Source organism: Halomicronema sp. CCY15110, assembly GCF_016888165.1.
Classification (GTDB): Bacteria; Cyanobacteriota; Cyanobacteriia; order Phormidesmidales; family Phormidesmidaceae; genus Halomicronema.
In genome coordinates this window covers 14,666-29,364 of sequence record NZ_JACSWC010000423.1, presented here as the reverse complement: position 1 = coordinate 29,364, position 14,699 = coordinate 14,666, and the positions used below count along the sequence as shown (strand labels likewise).

The following is a 14,699-nucleotide window of genomic DNA, read 5'->3' as shown; positions in this document are numbered from 1 at the left end:
ATGTGATGTCACACTTTTCTCATAATCTCTCTATATCATAATTGAACTTCGACTCACAATCCTTGGGACTTATGCAAACCCCAGATTTTCTGCCTTGCCCGCGTGGGCGAGGGCCAGTTGGTGATATTTTTCCGCATGTTGAATGAGGTCAGCGGCTTCAGCCTCAGAGACTGGGCGAATCACCTTGGCGGGCACGCCGACGACGAGCGATCGCGGCGGCACATCCTTCGTCACCAAAGCCCCCGCCCCGACAATGCTGCCCGCCCCCACGCGCACCCCATTCAGCACAATGGCCCCAATGCCGATCAGACACCCCGCTTCGATGTGGGCGCTGTGAATCACGGCGCGATGCCCCACCGTGACATGGGCCTCTAGCACGGTCGGCTGGCCCGGATCCCCATGCAGCACCGCCCCATCTTGAATATTGGTGGCTGCCCCCACGGTGATCGTTTCAACATCGCCGCGCAGCACTGCGCCGTACCACACACTACTGCCCGGAGCGAGGGTGACTTGGCCAATAATGGCTGCGCCAGGGGCCACAAACGCCGCTGGCGAAATATCTGGCACGGGCCACAATTTTCCTGGCGCAGATAAAATCGGAGCTAAAAAATCTGTCATTGACCAAAGCTTTATAGAGACTGCACGGTGGAAGCATCATTTCCACCGCTATAATACGGCTACTGGATTCCGTTGGACTGCCTCCTTCAGCCGCTTGCTACATGGTTAACCCAGCCCTGCAATATCCGATCTTTGGCCCTGAGATCAAATGTCCTCACTGTCGGCAAAAGATTCCGGCGCTGACTTTGACGGATACTTATTTGTGTCAGCGGCACGGGGCCTTTGAGGCTAACCCCGACGATAAAGAATTAGTGCACTTACAGTCGGGTCGTCATTGGCGGCAATGGGAGGGTGAATGGTATCGCCAGCATACTCACCCCGACGGCATTCGATTTGAAATTCACGAAGCGCTAGATCGACTGTACACCCAAGGCTATCGAGCCACGCGAGTGATTATTGCCCAGCGCTATCAAGAGTTGGTCAAGGCCTATTTAGAGCGAAGTGCGCCTTGGCGGGGTCATAGTGAAGGGACGACCCCACGGCTGTATGGCTTGCCCGTGGAATTTAGTTCCCCTTCGGACGAAGATCCCTGTTGGAATGTCATTAATTTCAACTTAGAGAAAGAGCCCGGTGTGCCCGTGCGCTATCCTTACTTCCGCCTGTTTGAATAGGCTATTAAACAGTGGCACAAGTCTCGCGACCAATCCACCCATCCAGCGGGATGTTCCTCGTTCTTTGGGAGAGGGATCACAGAGTAGGCGTACGCCATCCCCTGCTAACGTTCTGGAGCAGGTAGCAGCGCTGCAGCCTCTGATCAGTCTTGGCTAGGCCAATTATTAGTTTCTTTATGCATCACGCTTCCATCCGTACCGCTAACATTCATCGCGCGATCGCCTTTTATTCGCTGCTGGGGTTTGAGATGGAAACCCAATTTACCGCTGGCATTACCCTGGCCTGCTGGATGACGGGATTACAGGGCCGCATTGAATTATTGCAAATTCCTGAACCGCAGCCTGCGCCCGACTGTTTTCACGACGAACACTACACCGGGTATTACCATTTGTCGTTTGACTTAACAGAAACCGTCGCGAGTCTGCCAAATTGGCTAGAATCGCTGTCAAAGCAATTTGAGCACGCCTCTCACCAACTGGCGACCGAGGTCGCGCCCCTCCAGGTGTTGCTACCGCCGCAGCAGCAAATGATCGGCGATCGCGTGTATGAGGTGGCCTTTATTGCCGATGCTGATGGCCTGCCACTGGAGTTTTTGCGGATGATGACAGCATGAGCAGTAATGGGGTGCAGCCGTTTGAGAATAACTGGGCTTACCTGAAAACCGAGTTGCGCTGGCTCGATCGCATGTTGATGATGGCGGTAGCCCGCAAACGCCAGGATGACAAAGCGGTGCATCACGTGTCGAGCGCCACCGTCGATCAGATCACTAGCCACTGGTGGAAAGGGATTATCACTGTGAATCGCGGCATTGATGACCGCGAAGGCCCGCCGCCCAAACGACACCCCCAAGCTGCGCCCAACCAGGCCAGCTACAGTCAACAGTTGCAGCTGCGGGTGCAGGCGGCGCAACAAGCCAGCATCGTCCTGGCCTTACCGTCACTGCGCGATCGCCTGCAACTCTCAGAAGTCGAGAAAAATCTGGTACTGATGGCGATCGCCCCCGAAATTAATCGTCGCTATGGTCGCCTATACGATTATCTGCAAGAAGAAGAAGGTGCCCTCGCCGACTTGCCCACGGTCGATCTCTGCCTGCGGTTGCTGTGTCGCAACGACCAAGACTGGCAGCAAGCCCGCACCCGCCTCACGGCCAGCCATTCTCTGGTCAATCGCGGCTTGCTGGAGTGGATCGGCGATGAAGACGGCACGCTGCTGAGCCAGCAGGTGCGGGTCAGTGATGCCTTAGCCAACTTTCTACTGGCGGACTATCCCACCGCCGCCACCCTGGAAGCTCTGCTGGCATCGTCGGCACTAGCCCCGGTGTCAGACCGGCCAGAACCGTCAGCGGTCACCGCGAGTCAATCCCCCTCGACCGCATTTGTGCCGCTGGCGGTGATCCCTGACCAGCCGATGAGTGTTGATGAGTCGGCAGTTCCCATCCCCGCGATCGCGCCCACGTGGAATGATTTGGTGTTGCCTAAAGCGGTGATCCGCCAATTGCAATATCTGGGACGTCAGGCGATCGCTCGTCATCATGAGACCGCGATTCCTGGCTTCATGGTGTTGCTGGTGGGGGCACCGGGCACGGGCAAAACCACGGCGGCTCAGGCGATCGCGAGTGACATGCAGGTGCCCCTCTCGAGCGTCGAGCTAGAAACACTGACCCCCGAAGACTATCCCGACAGCCTGACGGCTTCCCCCAGTGAAACCTGTAGTTTGCTGCTAGTGAAACAGGGCGAGCTGTGGTTTGGGCGGCAATCACAAGTCGAAACCCCTTGGCTGCATCAATGGTGGCAGTGGCGACTACAGTTTGGCCTCACCCTGGTGGTCACCACCGCCGCCCATCAGGTTTTGCCCCACTGGCGACAAAAGTTTGATGCCGTGCTGACCCTACCGCGCCCTAATGTTAAAGCGCGTCAGCAACTCTGGGAACGGGCATTTGCGCCCAAGATCAAAACCCATCAATTGGACTGGCGGGCGATCGCGCAACAGCTTCCCCTCACGGGGGGCGAGATTTGCACCCTGGCCCAGACCATCGAACTCGACCTGCAATCTCGCCAGCGGGCGACGGTTACCCTGGCGAGTTTCCGGGCGGCGCTGGCCCTCCATTATCCGCATTTAGAAGTGACGGCAGCCGCCAAGGCAAAAGCAAAAGACTGATCAAGGATCCGACGGCTGGCCAGAGACCGAGGCGTTAGCACATGCTCCTAGGAAATGATTGTCCGAACCGTTTGGGGTGAGCCTGTCGAACCCCGTTACTGAGCTGTTCTTGCCGGGTAATGGCTTTCGACCCCGCTCAGGCCGAACGTCAAACTCATCGTTTCGTTCAGGACTGACCCAGGAGCGAAGTTTTGGAAGTGTTGAGTCAAATGCTCAGGCGTTGGTGGCACGTCCAGGTGCCATCGGCATGGCGCTCATACAGTCGTAGCTCCCACTCCACTGGCGACTGCGGATCGATCAAGGTCTGCGCCAGTTCTTGCAGCGTGGTGTGGTGTGTGTGGTCAAAGCCGTAGGCCAAACTGAGATGCAGCCAGCTTTTGAGCCGGAGGGGAGCTGATCCGGTCGGGGCAGTGACCGTGCGGTCGAAATCACCCATCCACTGCTGGAGCCAAGCGGATGACAGCTCTAAACCGTGCCAATTTTCCCGGAACGTGAGGCCCGTTATCACAATTGGGGGGTGAGGTTGCGATCGCCAATGCTGTTGCCGCGATCGCGCTAGCCCATCAGCATAGGCCGGAATGCTACTCGTCGTATCCTCAAAAAAGCCGGTCAGCGTGCAGTGCGGCATATATTGATGGGCCGCATTGGGGCCGCAGGCAACGCGACTTTGCGCAAAATAAACGTCCAGCTGCTCGGCCAACTGCCCCACTGGGCAGGCATAAACAATGAGTTTCGGCATCGGTCGTCAGATCGCGAATTGCGGTCGGATTGGTCGCCAGAGAGCTTGGCCTCAGCTTGCGAGGGGAAAGAACAGTTGTAGATACCAGTTGATCAGGCGATCGCCCCAAAACAGGGTGATCAACGCGCCCAACGCCAGAAAGGGGCCAAAGGGAATGGGATTTTGGCGCGTGGTGAAGCGCAGGGCGATCGCGGCTCCCCCAATAAACGCGCCCAAGGCACAAGCCATAAAACTACTCAGCAACATGCCCTGCCACCCGAGCCACGCCCCCAACATGGCGGCTAGCTTACCGTCACCGCCGCCCATCACCGTTTTGCCCGTCATCAGCGAGCCCACAAAACCAATGGTTTCAAAGATCCAGAGGCCCAGCACCGCCCCTAAAATCGCCCCCATTAAGCCACTGGCGGCACTGCTGAGGCTGAGGGGCTCCGGCGAGAAAATCAGGAGCGTTTGGGCCATCACCCCGAGCACCAGCCCCGACTGAGTCAAGATATTGGGCAAGGTCAGCGTATCGAGATCAATAAACGTGAGGCACACCAGCCAGCTCAAAAAGATCCATGCTCCGACCGTGGCCCAAGTCAGCCCAAAGTAGCTAAACGCGCCTAAAAACAAGCCGCCGACCAGAGCCTCAATCAGCGGATAGCGAGGGGCAATGGGCGTATGACAATAGCGGCAGCGCCCTTTGAGCCAGAGCCACCCGAAGATGGGCACATTGTCATACGGACGTAGGGGATGATAACAAACTGGACAGCGAGAAGGCGGATGCAGTAGGGAGAGAGCCGCCGGCACGCGATAAATGACAACGTTCAGAAAGCTGCCGATCGCCGCGCCGAAGGCAAACACAATGAGGGAAAAAATAAAACCGATCAAAACTGACCTATCGCCCTGCGCTGAATCATGTCAGTCCAATTGTGCCACTAGTGAATATCCGGCTCAATTTGCTCAAGGGGCACAAAACATTCGCTCGGCAGTAGCACCGGGGGACCGCTAAAGATCAGTTTGCCCCGACGGCTCTTGCGATTGATGGCCACACCCATGGGTCGCTGCATGTCGTCAGGATGCACCTCATAGTAGGTGCGATAGATGTGTCGAGCCGCCTTGAGCAAGGCCGGATCAAACATAGCCGCCGCCCCAGCAATGTCGTCGGGGTAGTGGGCGCGCGGGGCCGGTGGGAGCGGCTGATGATAGCTATGCACAGCTCAGGAACCCTTAGTGTGTGGACAAAAGTTCAGTCAACTATAGCAGTAGTCTCGGCGATCGCTCGGTCGGCGATCGCTTTGCAAAACTTCTTAAGCAAGTGCCTTTAGGATAGCGTCTCCCATGGCTTTGCAGCCAACCGCCGTCATGCCTTCGGCCATAATGTCGCCGGTGCGATAGCCCTGGTCGAGCACCGTACTCACCGCCGCTTCAATCTTGTCTGCGGCTTCCGGCTGATCGAGACCATAGCGCAACATCATCGCCGCGCTGAGCACCTGCGCGAGGGGGTTTGCCTGGTCTTGCCCAGCGATGTCGGGGGCGGAACCGTGGACGGGCTCAAACACCCCAGGGCCAGCGGCTCCCAAGCTCGCGGAGGGCAACATGCCGATGCTCCCCGTCAGCATCGCCGCTGCATCGGACAAAATATCTCCGAAAAGATTGCCCGTCACGATGGTGTCGAACTGCTTCGGCCAGCGCACCAACTGCATGGCGGCATTGTCTACATATAAATGTGACAGTTCCACATCAGGATAGTCGGCGGCGAGGGCGGTGATGCAATCGCGCCACAGCTGCGACACTTCCAACACATTCGCTTTGTCGACGGAACAGAGACGACCCTGACGTTTTTGGGCGGTTTCAAAGGCGACACGACCGATGCGATCGATCTCGCTCTCGGTGTAGGCCATAGTGCTGACCCCCCGCTTTTCTCCCGTTTCCGATTGAAAGATGCCCTTGGGCTCGCCGAAATAGATGCCGCCGGTCAGCTCTCGCACGACCATAATGTCCACGCCTTCAACGACTTCCCGCTTCAGCGAGGAGGCGTCAATGAGTTGAGGCAAAATCGTGGCGGGGCGCAAGTTCGCAAACAGTTCCAGACCCGCGCGGAGGCCCAACAATCCAGTTTCTGGGCGTTGATGGCGCGGCAGGGTATCCCACTTGTAGCCCCCGATCGCCGCTAGTAACACCGCATCGCTTTGCTTACAGGTCGCCAGCGTGGCGTCTGGCAAGGGGGAGCCTGTCTCATCAATCGCGACCCCGCCCATGAGGGCTTCCTGAAAGTCGAAACTGAGATCAAGCTGACTGCCCACCTGATTCATAACATCGACGGCGACGGCCATAATTTCAGGCCCGATGCCGTCGCCAGGGAGGAGGGTGATGCGAAAGGATTGCGTCATGGATTTGCCAGAAAATCGAATTGCGAGATGCAGAATGGCTAGTGATTAACAGTCACCATCCAAAGGCGTATTATCCTACGTCTGAGTCAGGAGATCCAACCCTGCCGCTACCGCCGGCTGACCCATCACACTCACGGAGAATCGGAGGGTACCTGTTTGCGCCCATGGAATACCTTTACCTACATGGTTTTGCCTCGGGGCCACAATCGGCCAAGGCCCAGTATCTGCGGCAACAGTTCGCGCAAGTGGGCAAGACGCTGCATATCCTGGATCTGAACCAGGGGGATTTTACTCACCTCACCCTGAGCCGCCAGATCGAGCAGGCGATCGCGTGGATCGGCGATCGTCCCCAGGTCAGCCTCATTGGCTCTAGTTTCGGCGGCCTCACCGCCGGCTGGATTGCCGAACAGCCCCAGGTCTCGGCCCAAATCCAACAACTCGTGTTGCTGGCTCCCGCCTTTCAATTCCTCGCCCAATGGCTACCGCGCTTAGGGGCTGAAACCGTTGCCCACTGGCGCGAAACCGGACGGCTCGCGGTCTACCACTACGGCCAACAACAGCAGGTGGATTTGGCCTACGATTTCATCACCGATGCCCAACAGTACGATGAAGCAATGTTACAGACGGCACTACCTACATTGATATTCCATGGCCGGCACGACGATGTGATCAGCATTCAAGCTAGCCGCGACTACGCCGCCCACCGCCCCTGGGTCCAGCTCATCGAACTCGACAGCGACCATACCTTGGGAAATGTGCAATCCACGATTTGGGCGACGCTGCGATCGCGCCGCTTACTCTAACAATTGGGACTCTGTGCATCAGTTGATTCAGCGCCCACCGGACTGCCATCATGGCCTGTAAGCCGTGATTTATACGGTTCGATTGTGAGGGCGTGACCAAGAAACTGCCGCAAAGTTTTAGCCTGGATGAAGATACGGCTATGGGCTTGCAAGAATTTACAGTAACGGTCAAATTGATGAAAGAGCATAGTCGGGATTTATACGCAAGTATTAGCTTGACCAATGTTTGGGTGCATCATTTGTTAGCCAGACGTATGGACTTTTTCAAGAATATCTATACATCCAGGGACATCTAGACTTTTCGAACTCGCCAGACGGTTCGAACTTTGTGAGAGTGCGATCGCCATCAGTTGAAAGGCTGAACCGAGCCTTGATGGACTGCGCACAGGGGTATTGGGGTATGTCAACTCGGGAACGTTGGTAAACCTCAGCAGTCATTAGTCAAAGACGAACTCTAATACCCAGGTGCGTGAGGTGAATCATGGCTTCACAGAGATTAAGTCAATTGCACTGCAAGCATTGAGGCAGATATGAAGGCTGTTGGCCTATGTTTTTCAGGGTTGCTAGGGCTTGCGATCGCAGCTACTGTCGGGACCGCAGCAGAAGCGGCTACCTTGATTTTGGGTGCCAGCACGCAGTCTCGATACGATCAATACGGCATTGACTTTTTGGCCGCCCGGCCTGATCATCCTCCCTTGGGTAACACCCTGACCGGGTGGCGTAATGACGTTGAATTTCGCTCCTATTTTGTCTTCGACTTAGAGGCATTGTCGGCCGCTGTGACCGGTGCTCGGTTGCGGCTTCTCAACAAGCGCTATTACTCGACCGAGGCGAGTGAAACGATCCAACTCTTTGACATCACCACACCGATTGACCAGTTAGTTGGCGGCTTCGGACGACCTGATATTTTTGCCGACTTAGGCCAAGACGACTCTGGGCAAGGGAGCTATGGTGAAGCAACTTTAGTCGCTCATCCCACCACCACCGATTTCGATAACCTGGTTGAAGAATACTTTGAAGTCGTACTGACGCAAGCCGCGATTGACGGCATTAATCAAGCTGTGGCGGCTGGGCAGCGCTACTTTGGCATTGGCATTCGACTAGCCGATACCAGTCGAGGCAGTCCCTACGCATTCAAGTGCGAGTTTTCAAATGGCGATCCGATTCCCCCTGACCTCTGCCCGGTGCAGGGAGTCCTGACAGAAGGGGTCGTCTTTTCGGGTGGCAACCGGGATCAACGTCAGCAGTCTGAAGTGTCTGGAGAACTGCTGCTCGATTTTCAGCCAACCACGCCACCCGTCGGAGTGCCTGAGCCCGCTACGGCCCTGAGTCTGGTGGCCTTAGGATTCATCGGCACCCTTCTCAAAGGCTGCTCACAGCAATCTGACTAAGGCCCGTTGCGATGAGTACCGCCTAATTGTGAGTGGTGCATCTCGATTGCCGGTAAGATACCCGACCAGAACTGAATAGATACATGGGCAAATTGGGAATGTCCTCTTTGCGGCCAGGGATTCAGCTCAAAGCTACCCCGCTTGAGAAAAGTAGTAAGTAAAAAAGCGATTGAGAATGGCCAGAGATTCAACTCGATATTCTGGCAGCATGGGCATGTCGGGAATGCCCAAAGACGTACGATAAATGCTGCCGATCGCAAAATTTAAGCGTTCGGTGCGATCGCGAATTATGCTGTCCAGCTGTGGCATGAGTGACTGCACCATTTCACCACACTGATTGCCCAGCAAGTCGCCAATACCAGCGGGCAAATCGGTGCAGACTTCATCGGTGAGGTAGGTCTGCGCTTGTGTACCCACGTACTCAGCATAGGCTTCCGGGCCAGGGTTCGTTACCACTAACGCCGCCGTGGTGATGGCTAAGATGACCGCCCCGAAAAGAACAGACAGTTTCATTATTGACCCAGATACAAAAACTTGGACGCTCGCAGCCGACAACGACTCCCAGCCGTTGCCTCAATATCCTTTGAGACGTGCGATCGCCGCTACGGTTCCGTAGTAGTGTTTATGCTAGCAGAGTCATTGCTGCATCTTGTGGGTCGGCCAGCTCTGGTGGTGCGGCACCCGTCATCCCTACACGACGGCTGAATTTACTGCCCTTGCTTGTCAACAAAACGGGATGCAATGTTATATTGAAAAACACGCATGGCGAGCGTAGCCAAGGGGTTAAGGCAGCGGTTTGTGGTACCGCCATTCGGGGGTTCGAATCCCCTCGTTCGCCCTTATTTTGGATTTGTAATTAGACTAGCTATCGAACCAGCATGGTTAGCTTGATCGGCAAGTTCTAGTCAACTGTTTCAGGGCTGTTGGTCTGTGGCGGTTGTTCGTGGGGCTGGGCTAAGTGTTTTCCCGATCGCTGACTCAACACACCTCGCGGATAGCGCGTTAACTGCAACTCAAGAGCTGGCTGATCCCTGACAGACTACGCACGCCGAGCACAAAGGCTGGCTATTTGACGCAAAACAGCTTAACGCGAAGCGGAACTCATGCTGCCTGGAGTATCATCGGTGGCTTAAGCCGTGGGAATATTTTGGACGAGTTGAGCGATCGCTCCATGCTTGGATGTGATGTGGTACTCGCCGTAGTCTGCTAAGTCATCGAAGCCGATGGAAGTCAAAATGATTTCAGCCGCTAGCCAAATTATCGATTGCCAAAAAAGTCGTTTCCATCGCACTGACATGGTCTTCACCTCAATTTGGTGGAGTGCAGTTGATCATTGCCCCTGATTCCAAGTTGCCCTGGTCAGCGCCGCCCTATCTGGCCGAAACTACGGATCTTTTGGAGTTTCGTTGTGAAGTGTTGAGTATTCTTGCGGAATGTCGCCAAACAATCATCGTAAAAGCTAACAACATTCTGAAGACTGTTGGGGGCGCGATCGCGATCGCTGAGTGCTCAGGGTCAATATCCATGGGCTCAGACGACTAGGGCTGGGGTATGGTCGCCAGTTGTCACCTGCCTGACAGTCAGTGGGCAAGGGTGAACCCCTAGTGTGGAAGGCGTTCTAGACGCGGTGAGAAGATTTTTGTCGGCCCGACGGGATGGCTTTAACCTGCCATCTAGGAAGTTTGTGGGGCGCAACGGCGGTGGTGAAATCGGTAATAAGTTGTAGGCCCAGCTGGCATTTTTCCGCCGGTCTATCGACGGTCGCTCGGCAATTGCCTGGATAGAATAATGATCCAGACGTCTTCTCACTCATGAAAGGAAAAAGACATGGCCCAGAGCTTACTTGAGCAACTCCGCGAGCTGACCGTCGTGGTGGCTGACACCGGGGATATTCAAGCGATTGAACAGTTTACCCCCCGCGATGCGACTACCAACCCTTCACTTATCACGGCAGCCGCCCAGATGCCGCAATATCACGGCATCGTGGATGAAACCCTGTTGACCGCGAAGCAAGAGGCGGGAGCTGACGCCTCGGATAAAGAAGTTGCTAACCTCGCGTTTAAGCGTTTGGCAGTCGCGTTTGGCCTCAAAATTTTGGCGATCATCCCCGGACGGGTCTCGACCGAAGTCGATGCCCGGCTCTCTTACGACACGGAGGGTACGCTCGCCACAGCGCGGGATCTGATTGCCCAATACGAAGCCGCTGGTATGAGTCGCGATCGCATCCTGATCAAAATTGCCGCGACCTGGGAAGGCATCAAAGCCGCTGAAATTTTGGAAAAAGAGGGCATTCACTGCAACTTGACGCTGCTGTTCGGCTTGCATCAGGCGATCGCTTGTGCAGAAGCAGGTGTCACCCTCATCTCTCCTTTTGTGGGTCGCATTCTCGACTGGCACAAAAAGGAAACTGGCAAAGACTATGCTCCCACCGAAGATCCAGGCGTGCTGTCGGTCACTGAAATTTATAATTACTACAAGAAGTTTGGCTATCAGACCGAGGTCATGGGGGCCAGCTTCCGCAACATCGGCGAAATTTGCGAACTGGCTGGGTGCGACTTGCTGACGATTTCGCCCAAGCTGCTGGCCCAGCTGAAAGACCAGGAAGAGACTTTGGAACGGAAGCTCGACCCGGCGAAGGCAGCGGACATGGACATCGATAAGATCACCCTGGACAAAGCGACCTTTGACCAAATGCATCAGGATGACCGGATGGCGTCGGAGAAGTTGGATGAAGGCATCAAGGGCTTTAGCAAAGCGCTGGAATCGCTGGAGCAGCTGCTCGCCGATCGCTTGGTACAGCTGGGCGAAGGCGAATCTCTGGCTAACCATGCCACGCAGGATCTTTTTGCAGCCTATGACCTGGATGGTGACGGCCTTATCACCCGCGAAGAATGGATGGGCACCGATGCTGTCTTCGATGCGCTCGATCTCGACCATGACGGCAAAGTTACGAAGGAAGAACTGAGCTGCGGCCTCGGCGGAGCCTGCACCCTCGCTGTTTAGGTCGGTATGACATGCCTAACCTGATGCCGCCCCTTTGCCGCGATCGAAGGGGCGGTTTTGTGTACCTCCATTCAGCGAAACTATCCCTGCACCAGTTTCGCTTCGCGCACCCACTGCACGACTTGATCCGGCGTGGGGCACAGGTCGGAGCGGCGCATGGTCATGGTGTGTAGTTTACGAATTTGATTGTGCAAGCGGCCCGGAGCCTGTAGCGATAGTTGCGCCACCGAGGCGACGCCGCTGTGTAACAGCAGTCCACAGTAGTCGCAGCCCACGCTTGGTAAACTGGCCAAGTCGGCAAGGGCGGCCCACTTTTGCAAGTAGCGTGGAGAAAGCTTGAGTTGAGCCGCGATCGCCTGCAATTGTTGGGGCGATCGCGCTAGCAGTTGCAAATCGACAGTCGTCACGAATCCCGCTTGCTGTAACTGAGTGGCATGCTCGGCACTCAGCCCTGGCAGTGTCTGAATCGCATGGGGTTGACGACGGATTGCAGCCATGGCAAAAGACCTAGAGAAAAATTGGGATAACCCTTATCTTAGATTCACATCAAGGCTTGGCCTCACCCCAACGTAATCCCGACGAAGTCGGCCGACATCATGCTCACAGCAAAACGGGCAAGCGGTAGGGGTAGATTTGTAGATGACGAAACCGTTTGATCCCGATGAAGTGGCGGAAAAGGCGATCGCAATTTTAGGTCTTGAGGTTGTCCTGTCTGCGATGTCATGTGGTCGGTCAATCTCGCGAGGCGGTTCACTTCACGGTGGGGCGAACTCGCTCAAGCCCTGGCTGCTAGCAGGTGCTGATCTGGCCAGAAGCTCAGCACTTTGGATGTTGAAATTGCTGCTCTTTGTCTTTGGAGGTGCCCCCCATGTTAAAGAACGACGTTGCCTTACTGTGTGCCCGGCTCAGCAAAGAAATTTATGAACAACTGGACGGGATTGTGGTTGACAGCATTCCCAATGGCGAAGTCACGCCGCTCACGAGCCCTATTGCTGAGAAGCAGAATGCGGATCCCAACGATACGTTAGCGACGATCCGAACGGATACCCAAGCCGCCGTCATTTACGTCCCGACGGATCAATCTGTTTATGTGGTTTTCCGGGGCAGCGAAAAGAATCTCACTGACTGGAGTAATAACTTCCAGCTTCGGCAGCAATATTACCCATATGGTGATCCCGCCGAAACCGACGTGCGCTTTCACCTTGGTTTTATGACCGCCTATCTTGCCGTGCGGGATGAACTGATCAAGGTTCTGAAAGCCTTCCCTCAAGCCCCGCTAACTTTTACGGGACATAGCTTAGGCGGGGCGCTGGCTACCATTGCCGCGTTGGATATACAGTACAATCTCGCAGCGGAGACGGGGCAAGCCATTGAGCTCTACACCTACGGTTCGCCGCGTGTCGGCAATGACGCGCTGGTGGAGTCTTTTGATCGGCGGGTGCCCTACAGCTATCGCTTTGTCTACGGTTTGGATGTCGTGACTCGGGTGCCCCGTCAGTGGCAAGGCTACGAACATGTTTCAGCACTGCAACAGTTGGGCTCGCGATGGACGTGGCGCTTTCTCACCCGTCGACTCTCAGACCACGACATCGACAATTACATCGCAGCTTTAGAGGCCAACGTTTAGGCTTCATGCCTGGCGCTGCTGAGTTCATCGCAGGCGCGATCGCGGTTTGCTGATTGACCAACGTGAGTTCGATGAAACGATACCGATGCTCGCCAACGACTCTGCACCAGAAAATTCCTCACGTATTCACTAGGGTTTGAAGCCTTTCTCCTTTTGGGAGAGAGGTTTGGAGAGAGGGCAAAACGAGTCTGTCGAACTGACGTTGACCCAGGCATGAGGGCGGCGATCGCTTTCTTGGAATTGACGCTCACGGCACCTCTAAGAGTCCTCAGTTCCAGTCAGCTGCCGCCGCCGCCCTGATCAAGGTCAGGATGGGCCGATGTGACAATGGCCGATTTAGATTGAATCGGATGAGTCATTGACCGAGCGCACTAGACGGAACCCGACGTGGGTCGTTCCGGTATCCAACGCCTGGGATTCGCGGGCCGCCGGACGATAACGACTACAGTAGTTTTTGGCACACAGATAAGAACCTCCCTTGATGACGTGCATCGCTCCATCCATGGGCTTTTTGAGGTCATAGCTCACGTCTTGAGTGGGGCCACTGGGGTCTTGCTGATGGGCCATGAGGTCATGGTTTAGGGTGAACCAGGTGGCGGTGAGTTCCCACACGTTGCCAGTCATGTCGTAGAGGCCATAGTCATTGGGCGGATAAGACATGATGGGCGCAGTGCCCAGGTGCCCATCTGCCTTGGTATTGAAAAAGGGAAACATGCCCTGCCAGGTGTTGGCCTGCTGAGCAGAGTATTGTTCGCCCCAGGTGTAAGTCCACTCGTCGTTGCCGCCGCGAGCCGCATACTCCCACTGCGCTTCGGTGGGCAGTTGGCGATCGGCCCAGTCGGCATAGGCGACGGCATCTTCGTAAGCGATGTGGACGACGGGATGATTGTCTTTGCCCTCAACGTCGCTATTGGGGCCAAAGGGATGCCGCCAGTTGGCCCCCGGTAGCCAGCGCCACCAGCTCAGGTAGGCGACCTGCTGAATCCCCGCTTCGGGTGGGGTAAACACCAGGGAACCCGGTGCCCGTTCGGCTGCCGACAAGTCAGGGAACTGCTCTGGCGACAAGGGGCGCTCGGCGACGGTGACGTAGCCAGTCGCCTCCACAAACTGGGCGAACTGGGCATTGGTGACTTCGTGGGGCTCGATGCAAAAGCTGCTGACGGTAACATCCTCAGCGATTTTTTCTTCCACAAAGTCAGGGTTGTCAGACCCCATGGTGAAGGTGCCGCTGGGGATGTACACCATGTCACTGGGACAGGGGGCCGGGGAGGCGATCACGATCGCCCCCAACCCAACGAAAAACTCGCCCCCAACGAGGAGGAGGCAACTCGCCGCGATCGCCCACAGAGCCCCAGATTGTGAAATCGCTACGCAGCG

18 protein-coding genes and 1 tRNA gene are annotated in these 14,699 nt (G+C 55.9%); 10 read left to right on the top strand and 9 right to left on the bottom strand.

Annotation, left to right across the window (positions count from 1 at the left end; all coding sequences use genetic code 11):
* Positions 1–69 precede the first annotated feature (69 nt).
* Positions 70–618 (bottom strand): gamma carbonic anhydrase family protein, encoded by a 549-nt coding sequence (locus JUK32_RS23075; RefSeq protein ID WP_204141224.1) that lies wholly within the window; start codon positions 616–618, stop codon positions 70–72.
* A 101-nt stretch (positions 619–719) separates the two neighbouring features.
* On the opposite strand from JUK32_RS23075, the gene JUK32_RS23070 reads away from it, so the two are divergent.
* The 3 genes from JUK32_RS23070 (at position 720) to JUK32_RS23060 (ending at position 3,387) form a co-directional block, all read left to right on the top strand.
* A complete protein-coding gene (locus JUK32_RS23070) occupies positions 720–1,229 on the top strand; it encodes a TIGR02652 family protein (protein WP_204141223.1) in 510 nt (169 codons plus the stop codon).
* A 176-nt stretch (positions 1,230–1,405) separates the two neighbouring features.
* The gene (locus JUK32_RS23065) at positions 1,406–1,843 is read left to right on the top strand and encodes a VOC family protein (protein WP_204141222.1); all 438 of its coding nucleotides are present in this window, start codon (positions 1,406–1,408) and stop codon (positions 1,841–1,843) included.
* Positions 1,840–3,387 carry an AAA family ATPase gene (locus JUK32_RS23060; protein ID WP_204141221.1) on the top strand — a complete coding sequence of 516 codons (1,548 nt, stop codon included), beginning with the start codon at positions 1,840–1,842 and terminating at the stop codon, positions 3,385–3,387. Before JUK32_RS23065 ends, JUK32_RS23060 begins: the two co-directional genes overlap by 4 nt.
* A 205-nt stretch (positions 3,388–3,592) precedes the next feature.
* On the opposite strand, the gene JUK32_RS23055 is transcribed toward JUK32_RS23060, so the two are convergent.
* The 4 genes from JUK32_RS23055 to leuB all read right to left on the bottom strand — a co-directional run bounded on the left by JUK32_RS23055 (position 3,593) and on the right by leuB (position 6,498).
* Complete coding sequence (locus JUK32_RS23055; protein ID WP_204141220.1) at positions 3,593–4,126, bottom strand: hypothetical protein; 534 nt, start codon at positions 4,124–4,126, stop codon at positions 3,593–3,595.
* Between the two features lie 51 nt (positions 4,127–4,177).
* Positions 4,178–4,996 (bottom strand): A24 family peptidase, encoded by an 819-nt coding sequence (locus tag JUK32_RS23050; protein WP_204141219.1) that lies wholly within the window; start codon positions 4,994–4,996, stop codon positions 4,178–4,180.
* Positions 4,997–5,043: 47 nt separating this feature from the next.
* A complete protein-coding gene (locus JUK32_RS23045) occupies positions 5,044–5,322 on the bottom strand; it encodes a hypothetical protein (RefSeq protein WP_309224612.1) in 279 nt (92 codons plus the stop codon).
* Between the two features lie 93 nt (positions 5,323–5,415).
* Positions 5,416–6,498: a 3-isopropylmalate dehydrogenase gene (gene leuB / locus JUK32_RS23040; protein ID WP_204141218.1), complete on the bottom strand. Its 1,083-nt coding sequence runs from the start codon at positions 6,496–6,498 to the stop codon at positions 5,416–5,418.
* Between the two features lie 164 nt (positions 6,499–6,662).
* Here leuB and JUK32_RS23035 point away from each other — a divergent pair, with 164 nt between their 5' ends.
* The 3 genes from JUK32_RS23035 (at position 6,663) to JUK32_RS23025 (ending at position 8,692) form a co-directional block, all read left to right on the top strand.
* Positions 6,663–7,301, top strand: coding sequence for a YqiA/YcfP family alpha/beta fold hydrolase (locus tag JUK32_RS23035; protein ID WP_204141217.1), 639 nt, complete (start codon positions 6,663–6,665; stop codon positions 7,299–7,301).
* 92 nt (positions 7,302–7,393) lie between these two features.
* Entirely contained in the window at positions 7,394–7,597 is a 204-nt protein-coding gene (locus JUK32_RS23030) for a hypothetical protein (RefSeq protein ID WP_204141216.1), read from the top strand.
* A 234-nt stretch (positions 7,598–7,831) separates the two neighbouring features.
* The gene (locus JUK32_RS23025) at positions 7,832–8,692 is read left to right on the top strand and encodes a hypothetical protein (protein ID WP_204141215.1); all 861 of its coding nucleotides are present in this window, start codon (positions 7,832–7,834) and stop codon (positions 8,690–8,692) included.
* A 132-nt stretch (positions 8,693–8,824) separates the two neighbouring features.
* Here the strand turns inward: JUK32_RS23025 and JUK32_RS23020 are convergent, their stop codons facing one another.
* Positions 8,825–9,205: a DUF4359 domain-containing protein gene (locus JUK32_RS23020; protein WP_204141214.1), complete on the bottom strand. Its 381-nt coding sequence runs from the start codon at positions 9,203–9,205 to the stop codon at positions 8,825–8,827.
* Positions 9,206–9,457: 252 nt separating this feature from the next.
* Between JUK32_RS23020 and JUK32_RS23015 the strand changes: the two genes are divergently transcribed.
* Positions 9,458–9,530, top strand: a tRNA-His gene (locus JUK32_RS23015).
* Positions 9,531–9,821: 291 nt separating this feature from the next.
* On the opposite strand, the gene JUK32_RS23010 is transcribed toward JUK32_RS23015, so the two are convergent.
* Positions 9,822–9,989 (bottom strand): hypothetical protein, encoded by a 168-nt coding sequence (locus JUK32_RS23010; RefSeq protein WP_204141213.1) that lies wholly within the window; start codon positions 9,987–9,989, stop codon positions 9,822–9,824.
* A 23-nt stretch (positions 9,990–10,012) separates the two neighbouring features.
* On the opposite strand from JUK32_RS23010, the gene JUK32_RS23005 reads away from it, so the two are divergent.
* Both JUK32_RS23005 and JUK32_RS23000 read left to right on the top strand, forming a co-directional pair.
* Positions 10,013–10,234 (top strand): hypothetical protein, encoded by a 222-nt coding sequence (locus tag JUK32_RS23005; RefSeq protein WP_204141212.1) that lies wholly within the window; start codon positions 10,013–10,015, stop codon positions 10,232–10,234.
* 285 nt (positions 10,235–10,519) lie between these two features.
* A complete protein-coding gene (locus tag JUK32_RS23000; protein WP_204141211.1) occupies positions 10,520–11,695 on the top strand; it encodes a transaldolase in 1,176 nt (391 codons plus the stop codon).
* An 80-nt stretch (positions 11,696–11,775) separates the two neighbouring features.
* On the opposite strand, the gene JUK32_RS22995 is transcribed toward JUK32_RS23000, so the two are convergent.
* Complete coding sequence (locus tag JUK32_RS22995; RefSeq protein WP_204141210.1) at positions 11,776–12,192, bottom strand: DUF4332 domain-containing protein; 417 nt, start codon at positions 12,190–12,192, stop codon at positions 11,776–11,778.
* Positions 12,193–12,563: 371 nt separating this feature from the next.
* Here JUK32_RS22995 and JUK32_RS22990 point away from each other — a divergent pair, with 371 nt between their 5' ends.
* The gene (locus JUK32_RS22990; protein ID WP_204141209.1) at positions 12,564–13,322 is read left to right on the top strand and encodes an Mbeg1-like protein; all 759 of its coding nucleotides are present in this window, start codon (positions 12,564–12,566) and stop codon (positions 13,320–13,322) included.
* Positions 13,323–13,658: 336 nt separating this feature from the next.
* On the opposite strand, the gene JUK32_RS22985 is transcribed toward JUK32_RS22990, so the two are convergent.
* Complete coding sequence (locus JUK32_RS22985; RefSeq protein WP_204141246.1) at positions 13,659–14,567, bottom strand: formylglycine-generating enzyme family protein; 909 nt, start codon at positions 14,565–14,567, stop codon at positions 13,659–13,661.
* Positions 14,568–14,699 lie beyond the last annotated feature (132 nt).

What these genes read in the sequence shown, in the direction of transcription:
- JUK32_RS23075 (WP_204141224.1), bottom strand. Translation starts at nt 618, where the DNA reads ATGACAGATTTTTTAGCTCCGATTTTATCTGCGCCAGGAAAATTGTGG.
- JUK32_RS23070 (WP_204141223.1), top strand. Translation starts at nt 720, where the DNA reads ATGGTTAACCCAGCCCTGCAATATCCGATCTTTGGCCCTGAGATCAAA.
- JUK32_RS23065 (WP_204141222.1), top strand. Translation starts at nt 1,406, where the DNA reads ATGCATCACGCTTCCATCCGTACCGCTAACATTCATCGCGCGATCGCC.
- JUK32_RS23060 (WP_204141221.1), top strand. Translation starts at nt 1,840, where the DNA reads ATGAGCAGTAATGGGGTGCAGCCGTTTGAGAATAACTGGGCTTACCTG.
- JUK32_RS23055 (WP_204141220.1), bottom strand. Translation starts at nt 4,126, where the DNA reads ATGCCGAAACTCATTGTTTATGCCTGCCCAGTGGGGCAGTTGGCCGAG.
- leuB (WP_204141218.1), bottom strand. Translation starts at nt 6,498, where the DNA reads ATGACGCAATCCTTTCGCATCACCCTCCTCCCTGGCGACGGCATCGGG.
- JUK32_RS23035 (WP_204141217.1), top strand. Translation starts at nt 6,663, where the DNA reads ATGGAATACCTTTACCTACATGGTTTTGCCTCGGGGCCACAATCGGCC.
- JUK32_RS23025 (WP_204141215.1), top strand. Translation starts at nt 7,832, where the DNA reads ATGAAGGCTGTTGGCCTATGTTTTTCAGGGTTGCTAGGGCTTGCGATC.
- JUK32_RS23020 (WP_204141214.1), bottom strand. Translation starts at nt 9,205, where the DNA reads ATGAAACTGTCTGTTCTTTTCGGGGCGGTCATCTTAGCCATCACCACG.
- JUK32_RS23010 (WP_204141213.1), bottom strand. Translation starts at nt 9,989, where the DNA reads ATGTCAGTGCGATGGAAACGACTTTTTTGGCAATCGATAATTTGGCTA.
- JUK32_RS23000 (WP_204141211.1), top strand. Translation starts at nt 10,520, where the DNA reads ATGGCCCAGAGCTTACTTGAGCAACTCCGCGAGCTGACCGTCGTGGTG.
- JUK32_RS22995 (WP_204141210.1), bottom strand. Translation starts at nt 12,192, where the DNA reads ATGGCTGCAATCCGTCGTCAACCCCATGCGATTCAGACACTGCCAGGG.
- JUK32_RS22990 (WP_204141209.1), top strand. Translation starts at nt 12,564, where the DNA reads ATGTTAAAGAACGACGTTGCCTTACTGTGTGCCCGGCTCAGCAAAGAA.
- JUK32_RS22985 (WP_204141246.1), bottom strand. Translation starts at nt 14,567, where the DNA reads ATGGTGTACATCCCCAGCGGCACCTTCACCATGGGGTCTGACAACCCT.